The organism is Capnocytophaga sp. CM59, from assembly GCF_000293175.1.
GTDB lineage: Bacteria > Bacteroidota > Bacteroidia > Flavobacteriales > Flavobacteriaceae > Capnocytophaga > Capnocytophaga granulosa.
Genome location: NZ_ALNN01000038.1, coordinates 15,948 through 36,665 on the forward strand (window position 1 = coordinate 15,948; position 20,718 = coordinate 36,665).

The following is a 20,718-nucleotide window of genomic DNA, read 5'->3' on the forward strand; positions in this document are numbered from 1 at the left end:
TCAGCGTGCAAAGTTACAAATTTTCAACCATCAACTCACATATAAAAAATAAATATTCTTTTTTATATAAAAAAAATGATGATGATAATATGCTGTGAATTTAGGTAGAAAAATGAGCGAAAATACTTGTATGTGACACTTAAAGAAGTTTATCAACAATTTGTAAGCATACTAATGTACTGATATATAGAGCGTAAGAAGACTTATTCACTAAAACGTTTTCTTGTTCTTAAAAGTATTTGGGTATAAAAACAAGAAAAAATAATCCTCATTTTCTCCTCGATGGCGGTTAATAAGTTGTGAGAAATAAAGTTGTTTTTCTCAATTGCCTTCGCATATAATCAACTTTTTCAAAGAAGCCTACTTTTTAATGCTTTTTTGTTGTAGAGTTATCAACAGATTTTAAAATTGAAAAGTGAATAATTGAGAGGGTTATCCACTACCCATATATTTACGCTTTGCTTTTTTATTTTAACAAAATAATAAGTGTTAAAACTTATTATATTATCAAAAAAAATGATTTACTTTGCCCCGTGAATTTACTAACAAGAAAATAGAGAAAACATGAAAAGAATTTTTTTAATAGGTCTTGGCCTTGTATGCCTGCTTAGTTGTGATAAATCTAAGATAGCCAATACAATTGAAAATAAAGACTATGCTAAGATAAGGGATAATGCTTCCAGTGATGACAATGCTCCTGAGTTGAAGCTAAGCGAATATCTTATTAATAATGGATTTGACAAGAATGGTGATAAAGTTCTCCAGGACAGAGAACTGGCACAGATAGAAAGTCTTAAAGTGGTAGGTAAGAGCATCACTGACCTTGACGTATTGGCTAAAATGACCAACCTAAAACAAGCTGATTTTTCAGGTAATAAAATTTCTGTTGCCGTTATTAGTGCACCTCTTTTAACAGAACTGAACCTAAGCAATAACAAACTCATTAAATTGGATATATCCAAATCTACAAAATTAGTAAGTAATATCAATCTTACAGGTAATCCCAAACTTACTTGTGTAAAAACTGAGCGTATACAACTTACCACTATAAAGAATAAGCCTAAAAATATAAAAGTAGATACAGACAAAGAAGGAAAGGCTAAAGTCAATTTTACAACTACTTGTAACTAATAAAAAAGTTAAATATATATTAAATAATATATAGATTGGAAATAAAGACGTACCTTTGCACTGTTTCATAATATTGGAATTTATTGGTTAAAAAAAGGAATTGCCTCGTAATTGAGGCAATTTTTTTTATACCCATATAGGAAGAAAAACTTAATCATTATTGGTATTAATCATTAATTTTCGTATTTTTGCCTTTCAAACCAATAAACCATGAACTTACGTCTATTTCTCCTCTTGAGTGGGTTATTCTCTGTAACAGCTTTTGGACAATCTCAGGACAGTCTGTTACAAGTATTACAGCGCCAGATAAGGGAACTAAAGATACAGCGTAGTCAGGATTCGCTCAAGGTCAATGTACTGAGCCAAGAGTTACAATCCTTATTGCTTTTGGATATACGCCGTGTGGATACGGAGAAAGATTCAATCTACAAAGCACAGCGACAAGAAGAGATCAAGCGTATCTATTCCAAGGCCAATGGATCTCCATTGGTCTTTGAGAATGACACCCTCTATACAGTCTATGCAAGTTTGGGGCTTTCTTCTCCCTTGGAACGAACTGAATATACCCTTAAGAAGTTACGCAAATTAGTAGAATTACCTGTTTTTAAAAAGGATTCACTTAAGATAAAATCTCAAAATGATCTCCTTATGGTGACCTACCAAGGAGAATGGATACAAGCCGTAAGTGAGGAAGATGCTATCTTAGCACATCTTTCTCAAGAGGAATTAGCTCAATCCTTACAAAAAAATATTTTGAGAGCTGTAACCCAGTATAGGGAAGAACACAGTATGCAAAAGCGTCTTATGCGTATTGGTGAATTATTTCTATTTGTTATAGCCATTATTACACTCTTCTACTTACTGAATCTTCTTTTTAGAAAGCTTGAACAGCAGCTACTAAAGCAATCTTTCTTTAAAAAAGGATTAAAACTCAAAAATTACCAAATGCTTAACAAGGAGAATATGAAGTATATCCTTGGAAAAGCACTTTTCTTGCTAAAATTAGTTATCTTTTTTATTATCATTTTTGTAAGTATTCCTTTTGCCTTAAAGCTTTTTCCTTCTACCCAAATGTGGGCAGAAAAGCTTTTAAAACTGGTTTTAGACCCACTCAGTCAGATAGGCAATGCTATATTGGATTATTTACCTAACTTGATTATCATAGGTATTATTCTTTTGATTGGGCGCATGATACTAAACCTTATGCGCTTCTTCCTATACGAAATAGAACGAGGTGCACTCAAGATCAAGGGCTTCTACAAGGAATTTGCCAAGCCTACTTATAATATCTTGAGAATTCTATTTCTCTGCTTTCTCTTTATTGTGTCTTTCCCTTACTTGCCTGGATCGGGTTCGTCCGCCTTTCAGGGAGTATCCATTTTCTTGGGGCTATTGATTTCCTTGGGTTCGTCCTCTACGATCTCCAATGGGATAGCAGGGATTTTTATCACTTATATGCGTGCTTTTCGTGAGAATGATTGGATCAAGGTAGGGGAGTATATAGGCATGGTCATTCATAGGGATAGCTTAGTTACTCGACTAAAGACGATTAATAACGAAGAGGTTACTGTACCCAATTCCATGATACTCTCCTCTTCCACTATGAATTTTTCTTCCATAGGTCGTACCACTGGTTTGGTAGTTACCACTCAAGTGAAAGTACGCTATGATGCCCGCTTGGAGGACGTAGATGCTACCCTCATTGCTGCCGCTCAGGCCACTAAGGGCGTAACAGACAAGATTACCCCCTACATATACCACATATCGCTCAACGAACTGAATGCTACCTATGAGATCAATGCCGTAACCTTTGAGCCACAGAATATGTATATTATCAAGTCCGACCTGATTAAGAATATTTATAATGCTTTTCGTGAGCGCAATATAGAGCTTACCTCTATTGAATTTATTGAAATTAAATCACGCCAGTAGTCATTAATCATTAGTCATTAGTCATTAATCATTAGTCATTATTTAAGTTGTCTTACATTCGTTTCTACAATTGTGTAACTCCCTTAGGCGTTACCATACAAGATCATATAGATGCCCTCTTGAAGGGACAAACGGGAATACAATATTTCTCCCATTTTGGTCATATACCCGATGTATATTTGGCTAAGATTTCCTCAGAACAAGTGGAGGCGTGTATTCCTTTTGTAAGTCCTAATATGGAGCTAACATGGCTGGAGAAGCTCCTCCTTTTGGCTGTGGTGCCCCTGCTGCCTATGATGCAGATAGGGGAGCGTACCGCTCTGGTACTCTCCACTACCAAGGGGAATATCTCTCAACTGCAATCGGGAGGGAGCTTGCCTTACCTTACCTTGATAGCTAAGAAGATAGCCAGGTTTTTAGGAATTACTACCGAACCTATTGTAGTGTCCAATGCCTGTGTATCGGGCGTAGTGGCTCTTTCGGTAGCCGATAGGCTACTGCGCAATGATGTCTATGACAGTGCCTTGGTCTTGGCAGGCGATGAGATTTCCGAGTTTGTTCTCTCTGGCTTTCAGTCTTTTCAGGCAATGAGTTCTCGTCCGTGCAAGCCTTATGACAAGGCACGCGATGGCATCACCCTTGGCGAGGCTACAGCGGCTGTTTTCCTTACCCAAGATGATTTCTGGGCACAAGCTGAGATCTTAGGCAGTAGCAGTATCAACGATGCCAACCATATCTCAGCCCCCTCTCGTACAGGGGAGGGATTGTACCTGAGCATCACCCAAGCCTTAGCTGAAGCAGGGCTTACCCCCTCCCAAATAGACTTTGTCAATGCCCATGGTACAGGTACCCTCTATAACGATGAGATGGAGGCTATTGCCTTTACTCGTGCGGGACTACAGCAGACGCCACTGAGTAGCTACAAAGGCTATTTTGGGCATACCTTAGGAGCTTCTGGTCTCTTGGAGACGGTCGTGAGTTTGGCACTTGCCCAAGAGGGAAAGCTCCTTAGAAGTGAAGGTTTTGACACCTCAGGTGTTTCTGAGCCACTGCATATCCTCACCCAAACCCAAGATGCCCAGGTGAAGTACTTACTCAAGACCGCTTCAGGCTTTGGCGGAAGTAATGCCGCTATGGTATTGAGGCTTATGGATTAGCACAAGCCCTCATCGGCCAAGCTCTTATACTGCTTTTCAGTGATGATCACATGGTCTAGAAGGCGTATATCCAATAGTTGTCCCGCCTCCCTTACTCGCTGGGTGAGTTGTAAGTCCTCCTTGCTGGGAGTAGGACTACCCGAAGGGTGATTGTGTATCAAGATCATAGAAACTGCCCCTTGCTCCAAGGCCATTTTAAGCAGCAAGCGAATATCCACTACGGTATGGGTGATACCCCCTACCGAGAGCCGTGCCTTGTGCATCACACGGGCAGCACTGCTTAGATACAGCACCCAGAATTCCTCATGAGGCAGTTCGCCTAAAAGGGGTTGCATAAGGGCAAAAACATCTTCGGCACTCTCTATTTTAGGTAGAGGCTCAGGAGTTTCTGCGCTACGCCTACGTCCCAGCTCGGTAGCGGCTAGAATCGTAATAGCCTTGGCCTGGCCTATACCCTTGAAGGTGAGTAGTTGCTGAAGACTTTGTTTGCCCAGTGTGGTAAGACTATTACTCACTGAGGCCAAAATACGTTGGCTTAGTGCTACCGCACTTTCAGTGGCATTACCTGAACCAATAAGAATGGCCAATAGTTCTGCATTGGTAAGTGCGGCCTTACCTTGGGCGATCATCTTCTCTCGTGGTCGATCACTATCTGCCCAGTCCTTGATAGAGAGCCGCTGGGAGGAAGGATTCTTAGTCATAAGATTTTTTGTGTTTTCTCAGTACAAATTTACGAAAAAAAAGTCATTTACAAGTTGTCTAATTGGTGTAAGTTCTATATAACGAAAGCTCCCACAAAGCCAGCGAGAGTCGGCAGCTGGTTTTGTGGGAGAAAAAATATAATTTTGCTTACGTCGAACTCACAATTAGTATTATCTTTGCAGAAAATTTGTGTTTAAATTATTCAGGAAAAACTATCATGAAACCTACCCAATTGGATACCCAGACCCCAGAGAGGAAGATATACTACCTTGAGCAGCTCCGCCAGCTCTTCCCCACTTGTATGACTGAAACCCAAAACCAACAAGGGCAATGGCAACAAGTGGTAGATTGGGACGCTCTCAAACAACTCTTAGGCGATGCCGTTGCCGATAGTACCGATGAGCGTTACCAGTTCACTTGGGCAGGCAAGCAGGCTGCACGCCTAGAGGCTAATGAGGCTACTGACCAAACCCTCCGTCCTGTCCCTGAAGACTCTATAGACTGGGATACCACCGAAAACCTCTATATAGAGGGCGACAATCTACAAGTGCTCAAGCTCTTGCAACAAGCTTATATGGGCAAGGTTAAGATGATCTATATAGACCCTCCTTATAACACCGGCAGTGACTTTGTGTACAAAGATGATTTTGCTCGCTCCCGAGCCGAAGAAGACCTTGCCACAGGCGATATAGATGAGCAAGGCAACCGCTACCGTCCTAATAACCGCAGCAATGGTCGCTTTCACTCCGATTGGTGCTCGATGATCTATCCACGCCTGCTGGTTGCTCGCTCCCTGCTGAGCGAAGATGGGGTGATTTTTATCTCTATTGACGACAACGAGGTACACAACCTAAGAAAAATAGGTGATGAGGTATTTGGGGAAGAGAATTTTGTAGGAGAACTCATACACCAAAGAGCTAAGGGAGGCGGACAAGCAAAATATATAGTCAAAGGACACGACTACATACTGGTATATGCTTACAACATAAGCTGTATTTCCTTGGTAAGAAAGAAAGTTATCCAGCAAAAAACAGTGGAAATAGACGGTGAGCTCTTCATAAAAAATGATGATATACTTAGAAAAACCTTTGGCAAATATGATAAGAGTAACGGAGATAGGCGTTGTTTCTACGAACAGATAGAGCAATACAAAGGAATAGAAAAAAAGGAAGAGATAGATAGACTCCTTGAGGAAGGTGCGCTCTTTTTAGAGCTTAACAAAGAAGGCATGCACACTATTTGCCGATATGAGAAAGTTTCAGAGGCTACCTCTAAGCTATATACTATTATCAAGGTACTTTCGGAGGAAGGAAAAAAAGAATTGGAGGCCTTGGGGATTTCTTTCTTTTCTTATCCAAAGCCTGTGGAATTACTCAAGCAGCTAGTAGAAGCAGGTTCGGATAAGAACTCTCTTATCCTCGACTTTTTCTCAGGTTCTGCCACTACCGCTCATGCCGTGATGCAGCTCAATGCAGAAGATGGCGGCAGGCGCAAGTACATCTGTGTACAGCTTGGAGAGCCTACCCCTAAGGATAGTGAAGCACACAAGGCGGGCTATGCCTCTATACCTGAGGTAGCCAAAGAACGCATACGCCGGGCGGGAAAGAAAATAAAGGAGGAAAACCCTACTTCCCAGCTTGATACAGGTTTCCGTGTGTTGCGCTTGGACAGTAGCAACTTCAGTGAGGTAGAGCGTCATCCTAGTGAGTATGACCAAGGGCTGTTAGACCTCTTTGCCACTAATATCAAGGAAGACCGCAGCGACCTTGACCTGCTCTTTGGGGCAATGCTCAGTTGGGGGATACCTCTGTCATTGCCTATCTCTACAGAGGAGATTGACGGTTGCCGTGTATACAATGTAAACGAGGGAGACCTGGTAGCCTGCTTTGCCGAACACATAAGCGAGGCAGTGGTAAAGGCTATGGCTAGCAAGGTGAGTCTTAGGGTACTCTTCCGTGATAGCTGTTTTAGTGAGGACAAACACAAAATCAATCTCTTTGAGATTTTCAAGCAACAGCTCGGCTGGGACGAAAAAGAAGCTATGGACAAAATCAGAGTCATATAAGCTATGAAGTTACAATTCAAACACCAACAATTCCAGACAGATGCCGCTCAAAAGGTAATTGATGCCTTTGCAGGACAGCCCTACTACAATAGGGCTGAGTATATTATGGATATGGGTTTACGCTCTGGTGATATTCCATTTACGCAAATAGGCTTTGGCAATAATCCCTTGGTTCTTAACTCCCACGAGATAGCCTCCAATATACGCTCACTACAAATGGTGCAGGATATAAAGCCTATTGATGCATTGGAAGGTGAGGGGGTACAGTTGACTATAGAGATGGAAACAGGGACAGGCAAGACCTATACCTATATCAAAACCATGTACGAACTCAATAGGCAGTATGGCTGGAGTAAGTTCATCATAATAGTACCGAGTATTGCCATTCGTGAAGGCGTACAGAAGAGTTTTCAGGTGATGAATGACCACTTTGCAGCCGAGTATGAGGGCAAGCGTATACAGCACTTTATCTATAACTCCAAACAGCTCTCCAAAATACAAGCCTTTGCCGATGATGATAAGCTGCATGTGATGATTATCAACACCCAAGCCTTCAACAGTTCTTTTAATGAAACAAACAAAAGAAATGAGGCAGCACGTATCATCTTTTCCAAACGCGATGATTTTGGTAGTAGGCGTCCTATTGATGTTTTGGCCAAGACAAACCCTATTGTGATTATTGATGAGCCTCAGCGTGCCTCAGGAACCGCTACGGTCAAGGCTATCAGTCAGTTCAATCCGCTGTTTGTCTTGCGCTACTCGGCTACCCACCGCCAGGTGCTCAATATGGTCTACCGCCTAGATGCTATCGATGCCTATAACCAACACTTAGTCAAGAAGATAGAAGTAAAAGGGATTCACCAGCAAGGCAGTATAGCCACCTATGGCTATGTATATCTGGAAGAGATCCTCATAAGCAAAGGTAATCCCCAAGCACGCTTGCATTTTGATATGGGTACCACCTCTGGCACCAAGCAAGTAAATCGTTTGGTAGGGGAGGGGTTTAATCTCTATGAGCAAAGTGGGCACTTGCAGGAGTATAAGAATCATTTTGTGGTAGAAAGTATAGACGGCCGCAAAGGGACGGTTCGCTTTCTCAATGGGATAGAACTCCACCAGGGCGAGGCAGTAGGTAAGGTAAGCGAGGCGGTGATGCGTCGTACCCAAATACGCGAGACGATTAAGAGCCATATAGAGCGCGAAAGACGGCTCTTTGCCAAAGGAATCAAAGTGTTGAGTTTGTTTTTTATAGACCATGTAGACAATTATCGCATTTATGAAGGAAGTAGCTCAAGCAAGGGGAGTTATGCCCAAATGTTCGAAGAGGAATACACTCATGTGATAGAAGAACTCCAGCCTACACTCTTTGATGATACAGCCTACTTGGATTACCTCAAGAAGTCCCGTGCTCAAGAGGTGCATAATGGCTATTTTTCAAGGGATAAGAAGGGAAACTTCATTGATTCGAAAGAGAAAAAAGGCGAGGGCGGCAGTGATGATCAGAGTGCTTACGACCTGATTATGAAGGATAAGGAACGACTGCTGAGCTTTGAGGAGCCTACCCGCTTTATCTTTTCGCACTCTGCCCTGCGTGAGGGCTGGGACAACCCCAATGTGTTCCAGATCTGTTTTCTCAAAGAAGGAAATAGCCAGATGAGCAAGCGCCAAGAGGTAGGCCGTGGGATGCGCCTATGTGTGGATAAGTATGGGGTACGCCAAGATGCCGAGCTATTGGGCAAGGAAGGCGTGTTCGATATCAATATTCTTACCGTGATTGCCAGTGAGAGCTACCAGCAGTTCTCCCAACAGCTGCAAAAGGAAATTGCAGACGACCTACATAGTCGCCCGATGAAGGTAACCCCAAGGCTCTTTGTAGGGCATACTTATACCAATGAGAATGGTAGCCAAGTAACTATAAGTGAAGACCATGCCCGAAAGATTTACAACCAGCTTATCAGGCGAAATTATGTAAATGATGATGGCCAGCTAACTCCTGCTTACTATACTGCCAAAGCGGAAAGCACCCTTGATTTTGGGCAGGAACTGGAGCCGATAAGGCAAGGGATTATTGATACTTTGGATAAGATACTAAGCCCCGATAGTATCAAAATTGATGATGCCCGCAGACCTAAAGAAGCTATTTTTCAGGAAGAACGTTTTAAGCGCGATGAATTTCAAAAATTGTGGAAGCAGATCAGTATCAAGACTTTCTATAAGGTAGATTTTGAGACTGACGAACTCATAGCTAAGGCAATTAAGGCTATAGATGAGAGACTGACGGTTACCAAAATACGAATGGTAGTGGAACAAGGCACCATGGATAAGATAGAGAGCAAAGAAGCCCTACAGCAAGGTGCCGCTATGAAGCTTACTAAAGTAGAAAACCTCAAAGTCAATGAGGGAATAGGAGGCAGTGTTACCTATGACCTCATAGGCAAGTTAGTAGAGGCCACAGGGCTTACAAGACGTACCATAGTAGCCATACTCAAGGGGATACGCCCCGATACTTTCCATCAGTTTAAGCTCAATCCAGAGGAGTTTATTCGCAAGGTAGGCCATATCATCAATGATGAAAAGGCTATGGCAGTAATACAGAAGATAGAGTATGAGAAGACCGATGAGACCAAAGGGAATGATTGGCAACGCTCACAACTTCGTGGAGCAGAAGAAGCTAAAATAGAATGTGCAGCACGCCATTTTAAAGCCCTTAGCCAAGGAGAGAAAGGCATTTGCTATGGAGTAGTAAAGGATTATAAGACCCTATTGGATAAAGTGATGAAGTAATAGATTCCAGTGTAATACCTAAAAAAATATGAATATGGAAAATAAAGTAAAGTCAATATATTAGCTAATTAGCAAATTATCACTATCTTTGCAGAAAATTACTACTATGAGAACCATACAATTTAACAAGAATATTACTTTTGAACAATACCAAATGGCTGTACGTGTATTGGAAGCCATAGGACTGGAAGTCAAGAAAGAAGAAGAACTCTCTGCTGAGATCATAGAAGGGATAGAGCAGGGATGGAAAGAACTCCGTGAGGGAAAGGGGATACCTAGTGAAGAAGTCCATAAGAAAGCTAGACTGTACCGATAGAATAGAGATTGTTTTCTTTTTTGATAATAGAAATGATCCTAAAAAATTATTTTTTTAAGAATAGATAAATTATTTTTATCTTTACACACATAAAACTAATATCTAATACCTGAAACCCAACACTTATGACCTATAATCACAAAGAAATAGAAGCCTATTGGCAGGCTTATTGGGCAGAGCACCAGAGCTATAAGTCAGTAAATGACTTTAGCAAACCCAAGTATTATGTACTTGATATGTTTCCTTACCCTTCTGGGGCGGGCTTACACGTAGGGCACCCGCTGGGCTATATAGCCAGTGACATTGTGGCACGCTATAAGCGCCACCAAGGGTTCAATGTATTGCACCCCCAAGGCTATGATAGTTTTGGCCTACCTGCTGAGCAGTACGCTATCCAGACAGGGCAACACCCTGCCCTGACCACGGCACAGAATATTGCTCGCTATCGGGAGCAGTTGGACAAGATAGGTTTTTCGTTTGACTGGAGCCGTGAGGTGAAAACCTCCGATCCGGCCTACTATCGCCATACTCAGTGGATATTTATTCAACTCTTCAATTCGTGGTATAACCGTGCTACCGACAAGGCAGAACCTATAGAGACCCTCGTTGCCCTCTTTGAGAAAGGCGGTAATGCAGGGGTTGATGCTCCTTGCGATGACGATACCCCAACCTTTACCGCCGAGCAGTGGAAAGCCTTTTCTGAGGCCGAGAAGCAACGTATCTTACTCAAATACCGCTTGACTTACTTAGCTGAAACCGAAGTGAATTGGTGTCCTGCTTTGGGTACTGTCTTGGCCAATGACGAGGTAGTCAATGGCGTCTCCGAACGTGGAGGGCACCCTGTGATTCGTAAGAAGATGACCCAGTGGAGCATGCGTATCACCGCCTATGCTGACCGACTTTTGCAGGGATTAGACACCATAGACTGGAGTGAGAGTATCAAGGAAAGCCAACGCAACTGGATAGGGAAGTCAGTAGGAGCGAGTATAGACTTTGTAGTCGCCGAAGGCGATCACAAAATTACCGTCTTCACCACACGTCCTGATACACTTTTTGGTGTTACTTACCTTACACTTGCCCCAGAGCATCCCTTAGTGCTGGAAATCACCACTGAGGAGCAGCGCGCAGAAGTGGAGGCTTATATAGCCAATACCGCCAAGCGTTCTGAGCGTGATCGTATGGCCGATACCAAGACCGTATCGGGTGCCTTTACGGGTGCTTATGCGGTGCACCCACTCACAGGAAAGAGGGTGCCTATCTGGATAGGAGACTATGTACTGGCCAGCTATGGTACAGGAGCTGTGATGGCCGTACCTGCGGGGGACGAACGTGATCATGCCTTTGCCAAACACTTCAAAGGAGCAAAGGGTATGCCCGATATGATCAACATCTTTGACAAGGATATTTCAGAAAACGCCTTTACTGAAAAAGAGGGCATGACTTACCAAAACTCTGATTTATTGGATGGTTGTACCAGCTTCAAGGAGGCTTTTGATAAGGTTTTGGCCGCTTTAGAAGCTAAGGGAGCAGGCAAAGCAAAAGTGAATTACCGCCTTCGTGATGCGGTCTTCTCCCGTCAGCGCTATTGGGGCGAACCTTTTCCAGTGTATTATAAAGATGGTTTGCCACAGATGATTGAGCAACAATATCTTCCTATACTTCTACCTGAAGTAGAGAAATACCTCCCTACCGAAGAGGGTAATCCCCCATTGGGCAATGCTACTACTTGGGCATGGGATACGGCCAATCATAAGATAGTGAGCAACGAACTTATTGATAACCAAACCATATTCCCATTAGAGCTTAACACCATGCCAGGCTGGGCAGGCTCTTCGTGGTATTGGTTGGAGTATATGATGGAAAAAGGCGACCGCGCCCTCTTCCCTACCAAAGCCGTAACCGACTATTGGCAGAATGTAGATCTCTATGTAGGAGGTAGCGAACACGCTACAGGACACCTCTTGTACTCACGTTTTTGGAACAAATTCCTCAAAGACCGAGGTTTTGTCCCTACGGAAGAACCGTTTAAGAAACTGATCAATCAGGGAATGATATTGGGAATGAGTGCCTTTGCATACCGAGTGTTATGGGAAGTGAAAGATGAGCAAGGTAATGAAGTGAATTTAGTTGAAGTAAAAGAGCTTTCATTTAATAACTTTCCTCCTATATTTGTTTCAAAGAAATTCAAGGATGATAAGTTGGCGATTGTTTTATTAGAGAAGATTTTCCCTAAATATCCTCAATGGGTAGAGTTTATGAAAAAACTCTCAGGAAAAATAATTAATACTATTATCCAACCTATTCATGTGGATATTTCTTTGCTAAAAGACACTTCTGATGAGTTGGATATTGAGAAATTCAAGGCGTGGCGCAAAGAATTTGCCAATGCGGAGTTTGTCTTAGAGGAAGATGGCAAATATATCACAGGGCGAGAAGTAGAAAAGATGTCCAAATCCAAATATAATGTAGTCAATCCCGATGATATTTGTGAGCAATATGGAGCAGACACTTTGCGTCTCTACGAAATGTTCTTAGGCCCCTTAGAGCAAGCCAAACCTTGGAACACAGCAGGTATTTCGGGCGTGTACAATTTCTTGCGTAAGCTATGGCGCTTGTATTTCTCAGACAGCGGCTGGCAAGTAACCGATGAGGCCCCAACGGCTGAGATGCTCAAAGCGCTACATAAGACCATTAAGAAAGTCAATGAGGATATACAGAGCTTCTCGTTCAATACCTCTGTGAGTCAGTTTATGATCTGTGTCAATGAACTATCTGCCCTCAAGTGTCACCACAAGGCTATTTTGGAACCTGTGGCCATACTGATAGCGCCTTTTGCCCCTCATATAGCAGAGGAACTTTGGAAACACTTGGGTCATAACGAGAGTATCACTTATGCACCTTATCCTACTCATGATGACCAATATTTGCAGGAAGACAGCAAGGAATACCCTGTATCGTTTAATGGCAAAGTACGCTTCAAGCGTGCCTTCCCTACCGATATGCCTGTTGCCGAGATAGAAAAGGCCATCCTCGCTGATCCTCAGACCATAGAGCAACTACAAGGCAAAGCCCCTAAAAAGGTCATCGTAGTACCCAATAGGATTATTAACGTAGTGAGTTAGTGGTTAGTTGTCAGTGATTAGAAATTGAGGGCTAACCACTTAAACAACTTGGAGTAAGTGTAGGTACTTATTATGAACTCAAATAAAGCGGGCAAAAATATCTAAAGTATAACATTTGAGGGATAAATATTTGGCAACTCGAAACTTAAAACCATTATGGTAACAGATATCAATCAGTTAGACCCTATCAATGGGATATATACTTATGCAGAATATTTGCTATGGAAGTTTGAAGAACGCGTAGAACTCCTAAAGGGAAAACTCTTTAAGATGTCTGCTCCTTCTATTGATCACCAACGAATATCAGGTAAGCTCTTTGTAAAAATATTTTCTTACCTTGATGGGAAGCCTTGTGAGCTTTTTGCAGCTCCCTTTGATGTGGTGCTTCCTTCGCCTGAGGGTAAGGAGAATACAGTACTACAGCCTGACTTATGTGTGGTATGTGACCCTAAGAAATTAGCCGATGGTAAGCGCTGTTATGGAGCACCTGATTGGGTTGTAGAGATTGTCTCACCGAACAATGTAGAGAAGGAGCTTAGTAAGAAATTAAGTATCTATGAGGAGGCAAAAGTAGGGGAGTACTGGGTTGTACGCCCTGACCATAAGGAAGTAGATATCTTTGTCTTACAAGGAGATACCTATATAGGGCTTCGGCCACGCTTTGCAGATGAAACCATCTCACCTGTGAAATTCCCAGACTTACAGATAAATCTAGCGGAGATTTTTTAATGACTTTATTGCGATGATTGTAAATTTTAGCATACAGAACTTTGGTTCCATAAAGGGTAAACAGACATTGTCGTTTGAAGCAGATGCCTCTGAGCATCTGGAAAATACTTATGTAGTGTGTGCAGCAGGCAAGCGACTCTTAAAGTTGGCACTTATCTATGGAGCCAACGCCTCAGGGAAAACAACGGTACTTAAAGCCCTTGATTTTTTGAGAGATTTGGTAGTGAATCCTAAAGAGAAAAAGACAGATATGCTGGATTTCTCACCATATCTTTTTGATGCTAATACACCTGAGCAACCTACTGAACTCTCTATAGCATTTGTACATGAGGAGGTTTATTACGAATATGAAGTAGCCTTTACACGTCAGTCAGTGATTAGGGAGGTCTTGTATGTATATGATCCTGAAAAAACACTGGTATATGAGCGCACTACTGATACAGAAGGACAACTTACTAAAATAAATTTTGGATATCCAATAACACTTGATAAAAGCGCTCAACAAGTATTGGAACTCAATACCTTGTGGAACAATACCGTACTGGGAGGATTCTTGAAAACAAATATTAGTTTTGAAGAATTAAGACAAGTAACAGATTGGTTCGGAAGTTATTTGAAGCCTATTATAGCGCCTGATACGAAGTTAGACACTTATATAACCAATAAAATAGATGAAAAGAAATTAACTAAGGGAGAAGTTCTAGAGATATTAAAGAAAGCTGATTTTAATATCTCAGATATAGTTATAAGAAAGAAAGAAGAAATTGTCCCAGAAGACTTACTAATATTTTTTAAAGGACAAGTAGAGATTAAAGGACGTATTATTATTCAACATACGATTAATGATACTCATTATAATCTACCAATGGAGCAAGAATCTGAAGGAACTAAGCGTTTTTATGGATTTGCGGGGCTGTTGGCACTTCTTATCAAAAGCCCTACAGTGTTTCCGATAGATGAGTTGGAAAGTTCTCTACATCCTGACCTTTATACCCATTTCTTGCTTTCATTCTTACAGAATGCTAAGCAGTCGCAGCTGATTGCTACCACTCACAACCGTGAGCTTTTGGCTGATAAGGATATTTTTAGAGATGATGTGATATGGTTTACTGACAAAAGCAAAGATTGTGCTACTGACCTTTATTCCTTAGCTGATTTTGATACTTCCACTATAAAGAATATACTGAATGCCTATAAGATAGGAAAATTCAGCGGGGTACCTCGTTTGTCTGATACTTTTATTGATGTAGAACCATGAGAAGAGGAAGAAACAAAATCACCAAACAAGCCTTTGCGGTAGTGGTAGATGGCCAAACAGAATATTGGTATTTGCAGATGCTCAAGCAGAATGAACCCAATATCCTTTTTGACATAACACCTAAAATTCTACAGAAAAAGAATATTGACCAACAATATGAATTGGTTATAGCCCTGTCAGAGGAGGAATATGACAAAGTTTTTTGGATTGTAGATCTTGATGTATTACTAAAAGAAGAACGAGAGAAGAAGAGTAACCCTTCATCACTCCAAAAGTTTTTAGAGTATTACAAGAATCTTTCAAAGAATCAAAAGGTAGTAGTGATAGTGAATAATCCTTGTTTGGAATATTGGTTTTTATTGCATTTTAGAAAGACTACTAAAGTATTTGCAGCCTGTGCTGATGCTGAGAAGGAAGTCAGCCAGCACCTGAAAGGCTATGAGAAAACAGAAAAGTTCTTTAAGAAAAGCAATAATGACATTTACACGCAACTAAAGCCTTATCTCAAAATAGCGGTAAGCAATGCTACAGCTTTAGGGAACTTTGATACTCAAGAATGCAAAAGAGCTATGTGTGAGATGCCTTTACTGTTAGAAGCCATACAAATTCACGATTACTGAAAAGGTACGTCCTTTGAAACTGGTTTCGTCTTTGAAAGGGAAGGAATACCCCCAATAGAGTTCTATAACTCCAAGCAGTGAGATACCTATACGGGGCGTTATGGCCTCCGTATTTACAGAGACACCAGCGCCTACAGGCAAGATAAAGAAAGCGTCAGTACCTATTTCGGGGATTAGCTGCCAGTGGTCGGGCTTTCCTATGTGGGTGCCTGCATATACTTTAGCCCCTATAGCTGCTAAACCGCTGCGATCTACCGCAATGCTATTGAGTGAAGCTCCTACAAAGCCAAAATCGCGACTGCCATTGGTATGGGTATAGGCGGTACGTATGCCCCATTTGTCGAAGGGTTCGAAGAGTTGTGCCTTGACGGATAAGGGCACTAAGGATACAAAAAAGAGTAGTAACTTCATAGGATAAAGATTAAAAAGCATGTGCTACCTCTGCACAAGAGACAATAAGGTGTAGCAAAGGTACAAAATAAAACTCAGAATTCAAAACTTAAAACTCTTATGGTAACCAACATCAATCAGTTAGACCCTATCAATGGAATATATACTTATGCAGAATATCTGCTATGGAAGTTTGAAGAACGCGTAGAACTCCTAAAGGGGAAACTCTTTAAAATGTCGGCACCTTCGCCTACCCATCAGATGGTGCAGAGCAACCTGAACATAGAATTAGGATTGTTTTTTAAGAGGAAGAAATGCCAGATATATCCTGCTCCTTTTGATGTACGTTTGCCAGTAAAAGGAGAGATAGGAGATGCCATACATACAGTGGTACAGCCTGACCTTTGTGTGGTGTGCGATCCCGATAAGATAGACAACAGAGGTTGTATAGGAGCTCCTGATCTGCTTATAGAAATTATATCACCAGGCAATTCAAAGAAAGAACTTAAGAGTAAGTTCCAGCTCTATGAAGAAGCAGGGGTGAGAGAATATTGGGTGATACACCCAGTAGAGGAATATGTAATTGTGAATGTATTGGAGGACGGTCATTACAAAACCCTAAACCCTATTGTAGATGACCAGGTGTGTTCTGTGATATTCCCTACACTAAAAATACATACAAAGGATATTTTTAGAGGCGGTTTTTAGTAGAACAATTCTCTCACTTGTAAGATGATAATACTATGGGGATAGATATTTTCTTTTTGATAAGTGCTTTCCACTATACGCTAATGGGAGTGCTGCTCTACTTTGTAGCCTTCCGCAAGAATACCTTTGAACAGCGTGTAGCCCGTTATATACCTTATCATGCGATAAGTGATGAGCGTAAGCGGTATTTGGAGAAAGTAGAGAAGTATAAGCGCTATATCTGTAATGGTCTTGCTATTTTCTTTGCCCTTATATTTATAATTCCTCTTGGTTATCTTATTGCCTTAGATATTCTGAAAGGTTGGATGCTTATACAGGTAGCTTCTTGGGCATTGTCTCCTATTATATTTCTCTTTTGGGGCTATTACTTGCTAAGCGCTGTAGTGAAGAGAAATGCTAAAGCGCAACATCTGCTTTTGGAGGAAATGAGTGATAAGGATTTTGAGTATTTGCTCAAGGTACAGAAGAACTTATCTTGGCCAAGAAAATACTTTCCCTTTTTTATACTATGCAAAGATAAGCTGTATTTTCTTACTTTTTTCACTATCAGAGAAATAGACCCGAAGCAGGTAGAGAAAATACGTCTTTGGTACTCCAGAGGTGGTAATATGACAATTATGATGAAAACACCCAGATGGTTTATCACCAGTATAACCGAGAGGGCATATCCTTATTTGGAGGCAGTGATTAAAAAATATAACCCAAAAATATGAAAATCTCTTTTAAAAATGACTATTCAGAGGGTGCTCACCCTGCTATCTTGGAAGCACTTTTACAGACTAATAGACAACAACAGCCTGGTTATGGGCTTGATGACTATAGCGAGCAAGCCAAAGCACTCATCAGGGAGCATATTGGAAATCCTCAGGCTGAAATCTTCTTTGTCAGTGGGGGAACACAAGCCAACTTGTTGGTCTTGGGACATGTATTGCGCCCTCATGAGAGTATCATCGCCTGCCAAAGCGCACATATTGCTGACCATGAGACAGGCGCTATAGAGGCGGTAGGGCACAAGATCCACTTGGCACCTTCGGACAATGGAAAACTCACCCCTGAGCAGATCAGGGACTATGCTTCGCGCTATACCAATGTGCCTCATGAGGTACAACCTCGCTTGGTGTATATCACTCAGACTACCGAAATAGGAACGCTCTATAGCTTGGCAGAGTTAAAAGCCATTTGGCAGTGCTGTCAGGAGTTGGGGCTGTTGCTCTATATGGACGGAGCGCGCCTCGCTCAAGGGCTTAGTGCTGAAGGGAATGATATTGGCTGGGAAGACCTCGCCCGTTATACTGATATTTTCTATATAGGAGCTACCAAATGTGGTGCACTCTTAGGGGAGGCGATTGTGTTCAACCAAGCAGCCTTGGCTGATTACTTTAGCTTTTATATCAAGCAGAAAGGTGCCTTGCTTGCCAAAGGAAGGCTGCTGGGGTTACAATTCCTTACTCTTTTTCAGAACAACCTCTATGAGGAATTGGGGCGGTTGGCTAATACTCAGATGAAGCGTATCAAGGAGGCCTTTGTAGCCAGAGGCATCGGCTTTCTCTCCGATACTTGTACCAATCAGTTGTTTCCTATACTTACACAGCGACAGATAGCACAACTTTCTGCTGATTTTGATTTCTATCTATGGCAAAAGGTAGATGCCGAGCATACGGCCATTAGGCTCATCACCTCGTGGGCAATGGAGGATAGCCAAGTGGAGGTACTCCTTAGGGCTATAGAGGGGCTTACTCCTTGATAATCTTGATATGCCTGTCGGTAAACTTTTGAGCAAGCCATTGTTGGAGTCGTGCTATATCTACCTCTTTATCCACTTCCTTGCCCTTGACTTGTTCCCTGATAGGGGTATAGAGCATTAGAGTAGTGGTGGAAAGGCTATCAGAAGCAAAGCTATTTAGGCGACCAAAAGAGAAATCCTTGATATTAGGAAATAGGATCTTCACTTCCTTGGCAAAATCGATATCTTCTATTTTGTACTTTTCCAACTCCTCAGTAAGCTGTTTGATTTTTATGTCTTTGTTGGAGAGGGAAGCCTTATTTTTGTTGATTTCAGAGAGTATTTCCTGACTTATATCCGATTCTTTTTGGCGGATAATAAGCTCTGTATTGGAGATATTGAATTTTCTGAGGTTGTTTTGTAGGTTTTTCTCCTCTTCGTCGCTGAATTTCTTATCTAAGAAAGCCAATTCAATTGTTTTAGGAGAGGCATTGTAGCGGATACGTTTGTAGATGATTGTATAGCCATTGTTTTCAAACTCGGCGGTGATATAGTGGGCAACATTTTCATGGAAACGCTTTTCCTGAAAGAGGGTATAAGCTAAGTAAAGGCTGGGGGTGGTAATGAGTATCACCAAGGAAGTAATCACATAGCGCAGGCGTTGGTTGAGTTTTTCATTGCCTGTATTCTTAGGTGTATATTTCAGGTATTTGATAATCAGGAAAGTAGCGATTCCAATAAAGAAACAGTTGATGCTATAGAGGTAGAAAGCGCCTAAGAAATAGCTTAAATTACCTGTTGCCAAGCCGAAGCCCGCGGTACAGAGGGGAGGCATAAGGGCAGTGGCGATGGCTACCCCTGGGATAGGGTTCCCTTTTTCCTGTCGGGTAAGGGAGATGGCTCCTACCACACCGCCGAAGAAGGCAATCAGTACATCATAGATAGTGGGGGAGGTACGTGCCAGCAGTTCTGATTGGGCGTCCTTGAACGGGCTGATGTAGAAGTAAATAAAGGATACCAATAGGCTGACAAAAGTGGCTATCAGCAGGCTACGACCTGTATTCTTGAGCAGTTCAAAGTCATAGGTTGCCAGAGCAAACCCTGCCCCTACGATAGGCCCCATAAGAGGAGAGATGAGCATAGCTCCGATAATTACTGCCGTAGAATTGACATTCAGTCCAATAGAGGCAATGAGAATGGCACAAGCCAGAATCCATAAGTTGGCTCCACGAAAGGAAATATTACTGATAATATCTTCTATTACTTTCTCTTTTTTTTCCTCTCCGTCGTGCAGATTTAAAAGATGTCTAAAGAAACTCATATCTTTATGTTTTAGAATTTAGCAACTGCAAAGATAGGAATTAATAAGCAAATAAGCAAATGAATTGATGAGCTAGTATAGGGTGTTAATTTTCGAAGTATTGTGATTTTTTTCAAAAGTTTTTTATACTTTTGTCGATACTATCTATAAAATTAGTGACGTGATGAAACTATACATTTTTACTTTATTGCTACTCAGCGTCTTACCTACCCTTGCCCAGCAGCAGGACGCAGCTCAGGACAGAGCTGCTCGGCGAGCGGAGCGTGCAGCCTACTGGGGGCGGTTCTTCTCAGTGGGCTATGAGGGCGGTACCATTGCGCCCTTTGGTATTCGAGGCGAACTGGGAGGAAGTGATAAGCGTATAGGCGCTTTTCTAAACTTCCGCTCCTCCCTTAGAAGGGCTTCCAAGTTGGAACAATATGCTCGTGAGGACTTTCCAGCCAATAAAACTGAGTTTGTAGGGGGTGCTTCCTTGAGGTTGACCCACTGGGCTTATCTTAATGTAGGCGGAGGTATAGGCTGGCACCGCTATCCTTTTGTCAATGAATATGCCCACGAGCAGACCTTGGAGCGAAAGAGCTATATCCCTGGTTATTGGGGAGCTACCTTTCGCTTGAACAAACTCATCAATGTAGTGGGAGGTATGTCCTATATTGCCTTTACTGAGCGACTATACGCCCCCGAATATACTTTTGGAATTACGATAAACCTTAAACAGTGGTCAGTGATCAGCCACTAATCACTAACCACTAACGGCTAA

General features: G+C 41.9%; 17 protein-coding genes. 14 read left to right on the forward strand and 3 right to left on the reverse strand.

Translation table 11 applies throughout. The features are described from left to right. The first annotated feature begins 564 nt into the window (after positions 1-564). The 3 genes from HMPREF1154_RS09090 (at position 565) to HMPREF1154_RS09100 (ending at position 4,220) form a co-directional block, all read left to right on the forward strand. The gene (locus tag HMPREF1154_RS09090; RefSeq protein ID WP_009642316.1) at positions 565-1,131 is read left to right on the forward strand and encodes a hypothetical protein; all 567 of its coding nucleotides are present in this window, start codon (positions 565-567) and stop codon (positions 1,129-1,131) included. A gap of 210 nt (positions 1,132-1,341) precedes the next feature. After that, positions 1,342-3,063, forward strand: coding sequence for a mechanosensitive ion channel family protein (locus tag HMPREF1154_RS09095; RefSeq protein WP_009642305.1), 1,722 nt, complete (start codon positions 1,342-1,344; stop codon positions 3,061-3,063). A gap of 47 nt (positions 3,064-3,110) precedes the next feature. Then, entirely contained in the window at positions 3,111-4,220 is a 1,110-nt protein-coding gene (locus HMPREF1154_RS09100) for a beta-ketoacyl synthase N-terminal-like domain-containing protein (RefSeq protein ID WP_009642336.1), read from the forward strand. On the opposite strand, the gene radC is transcribed toward HMPREF1154_RS09100, so the two are convergent. Then, positions 4,217-4,921 carry a RadC family protein gene (radC, locus tag HMPREF1154_RS09105; RefSeq protein WP_009642345.1) on the reverse strand — a complete coding sequence of 235 codons (705 nt, stop codon included), beginning with the start codon at positions 4,919-4,921 and terminating at the stop codon, positions 4,217-4,219. The genes HMPREF1154_RS09100 and radC overlap by 4 nt on opposite strands. A gap of 218 nt (positions 4,922-5,139) precedes the next feature. On the opposite strand from radC, the gene HMPREF1154_RS09110 reads away from it, so the two are divergent. From HMPREF1154_RS09110 to HMPREF1154_RS09140, 7 genes are all read left to right on the forward strand, one after another. Continuing rightward, a complete protein-coding gene (locus HMPREF1154_RS09110) occupies positions 5,140-6,987 on the forward strand; it encodes a site-specific DNA-methyltransferase (RefSeq protein ID WP_009642346.1) in 1,848 nt (615 codons plus the stop codon). Between the two features lie 3 nt (positions 6,988-6,990). Next, positions 6,991-9,771, forward strand: coding sequence for a DEAD/DEAH box helicase family protein (locus HMPREF1154_RS09115; RefSeq protein ID WP_009642358.1), 2,781 nt, complete (start codon positions 6,991-6,993; stop codon positions 9,769-9,771). 106 nt (positions 9,772-9,877) lie between these two features. Further along, positions 9,878-10,087: a hypothetical protein gene (locus HMPREF1154_RS09120; protein WP_009642342.1), complete on the forward strand. Its 210-nt coding sequence runs from the start codon at positions 9,878-9,880 to the stop codon at positions 10,085-10,087. Positions 10,088-10,212: 125 nt separating this feature from the next. Further along, positions 10,213-13,209, forward strand: a complete 2,997-nt coding sequence (locus tag HMPREF1154_RS09125; RefSeq protein ID WP_009642326.1) for a leucine--tRNA ligase — start codon at positions 10,213-10,215, stop codon at positions 13,207-13,209. A 156-nt stretch (positions 13,210-13,365) separates the two neighbouring features. Then, on the forward strand, positions 13,366-13,938 hold the full coding sequence (locus tag HMPREF1154_RS09130; protein WP_009642310.1) for a Uma2 family endonuclease: 573 nt from the start codon (positions 13,366-13,368) through the stop codon (positions 13,936-13,938). Positions 13,939-13,951: 13 nt separating this feature from the next. Next, on the forward strand, positions 13,952-15,196 hold the full coding sequence (locus HMPREF1154_RS09135; protein WP_009642343.1) for an AAA family ATPase: 1,245 nt from the start codon (positions 13,952-13,954) through the stop codon (positions 15,194-15,196). Next, positions 15,193-15,816, forward strand: coding sequence for an RloB family protein (locus tag HMPREF1154_RS09140; RefSeq protein WP_009642359.1), 624 nt, complete (start codon positions 15,193-15,195; stop codon positions 15,814-15,816). Before HMPREF1154_RS09135 ends, HMPREF1154_RS09140 begins: the two co-directional genes overlap by 4 nt. On the opposite strand, the gene HMPREF1154_RS09145 is transcribed toward HMPREF1154_RS09140, so the two are convergent. Beyond that, complete coding sequence (locus tag HMPREF1154_RS09145) at positions 15,787-16,227, reverse strand: hypothetical protein (RefSeq protein ID WP_034567255.1); 441 nt, start codon at positions 16,225-16,227, stop codon at positions 15,787-15,789. The genes HMPREF1154_RS09140 and HMPREF1154_RS09145 overlap by 30 nt on opposite strands. 99 nt (positions 16,228-16,326) lie before the next feature. Here HMPREF1154_RS09145 and HMPREF1154_RS09150 point away from each other — a divergent pair, with 99 nt between their 5' ends. The 3 genes from HMPREF1154_RS09150 to HMPREF1154_RS09160 are packed head-to-tail and all read left to right on the forward strand — an operon-like array spanning position 16,327 to position 18,658. Beyond that, positions 16,327-16,914 carry a Uma2 family endonuclease gene (locus tag HMPREF1154_RS09150; protein WP_009642315.1) on the forward strand — a complete coding sequence of 196 codons (588 nt, stop codon included), beginning with the start codon at positions 16,327-16,329 and terminating at the stop codon, positions 16,912-16,914. 35 nt (positions 16,915-16,949) lie between these two features. Next, positions 16,950-17,627 carry a hypothetical protein gene (locus HMPREF1154_RS09155; RefSeq protein WP_009642370.1) on the forward strand — a complete coding sequence of 226 codons (678 nt, stop codon included), beginning with the start codon at positions 16,950-16,952 and terminating at the stop codon, positions 17,625-17,627. After that, a complete protein-coding gene (locus HMPREF1154_RS09160; RefSeq protein WP_009642320.1) occupies positions 17,624-18,658 on the forward strand; it encodes a threonine aldolase family protein in 1,035 nt (344 codons plus the stop codon). Before HMPREF1154_RS09155 ends, HMPREF1154_RS09160 begins: the two co-directional genes overlap by 4 nt. On the opposite strand, the gene HMPREF1154_RS09165 is transcribed toward HMPREF1154_RS09160, so the two are convergent. Beyond that, positions 18,648-19,958 carry a DUF389 domain-containing protein gene (locus HMPREF1154_RS09165; protein WP_009642367.1) on the reverse strand — a complete coding sequence of 437 codons (1,311 nt, stop codon included), beginning with the start codon at positions 19,956-19,958 and terminating at the stop codon, positions 18,648-18,650. The two genes, HMPREF1154_RS09160 and HMPREF1154_RS09165, sit on opposite strands and share 11 nt — an antisense overlap. A gap of 163 nt (positions 19,959-20,121) precedes the next feature. Between HMPREF1154_RS09165 and HMPREF1154_RS09170 the strand changes: the two genes are divergently transcribed. Next, complete coding sequence (locus HMPREF1154_RS09170) at positions 20,122-20,697, forward strand: hypothetical protein (protein ID WP_009642369.1); 576 nt, start codon at positions 20,122-20,124, stop codon at positions 20,695-20,697. The last annotated feature ends 21 nt before the right edge of the window (positions 20,698-20,718 follow it).

Coding starts and splice junctions, on each gene's coding strand:
- HMPREF1154_RS09090 (WP_009642316.1), top strand. CDS start 565: ATGAAAAGAATTTTTTTAATAGGTCTTGGCCTTGTATGCCTGCTTAGT.
- HMPREF1154_RS09095 (WP_009642305.1), top strand. CDS start 1,342: ATGAACTTACGTCTATTTCTCCTCTTGAGTGGGTTATTCTCTGTAACA.
- radC (WP_009642345.1), bottom strand. CDS start 4,921: ATGACTAAGAATCCTTCCTCCCAGCGGCTCTCTATCAAGGACTGGGCA.
- HMPREF1154_RS09110 (WP_009642346.1), top strand. CDS start 5,140: ATGAAACCTACCCAATTGGATACCCAGACCCCAGAGAGGAAGATATAC.
- HMPREF1154_RS09115 (WP_009642358.1), top strand. CDS start 6,991: ATGAAGTTACAATTCAAACACCAACAATTCCAGACAGATGCCGCTCAA.
- HMPREF1154_RS09120 (WP_009642342.1), top strand. CDS start 9,878: ATGAGAACCATACAATTTAACAAGAATATTACTTTTGAACAATACCAA.
- HMPREF1154_RS09125 (WP_009642326.1), top strand. CDS start 10,213: ATGACCTATAATCACAAAGAAATAGAAGCCTATTGGCAGGCTTATTGG.
- HMPREF1154_RS09130 (WP_009642310.1), top strand. CDS start 13,366: ATGGTAACAGATATCAATCAGTTAGACCCTATCAATGGGATATATACT.
- HMPREF1154_RS09135 (WP_009642343.1), top strand. CDS start 13,952: ATGATTGTAAATTTTAGCATACAGAACTTTGGTTCCATAAAGGGTAAA.
- HMPREF1154_RS09140 (WP_009642359.1), top strand. CDS start 15,193: ATGAGAAGAGGAAGAAACAAAATCACCAAACAAGCCTTTGCGGTAGTG.
- HMPREF1154_RS09145 (WP_034567255.1), bottom strand. CDS start 16,227: ATGAAGTTACTACTCTTTTTTGTATCCTTAGTGCCCTTATCCGTCAAG.
- HMPREF1154_RS09150 (WP_009642315.1), top strand. CDS start 16,327: ATGGTAACCAACATCAATCAGTTAGACCCTATCAATGGAATATATACT.
- HMPREF1154_RS09155 (WP_009642370.1), top strand. CDS start 16,950: ATGGGGATAGATATTTTCTTTTTGATAAGTGCTTTCCACTATACGCTA.
- HMPREF1154_RS09160 (WP_009642320.1), top strand. CDS start 17,624: ATGAAAATCTCTTTTAAAAATGACTATTCAGAGGGTGCTCACCCTGCT.
- HMPREF1154_RS09165 (WP_009642367.1), bottom strand. CDS start 19,958: ATGAGTTTCTTTAGACATCTTTTAAATCTGCACGACGGAGAGGAAAAA.
- HMPREF1154_RS09170 (WP_009642369.1), top strand. CDS start 20,122: ATGAAACTATACATTTTTACTTTATTGCTACTCAGCGTCTTACCTACC.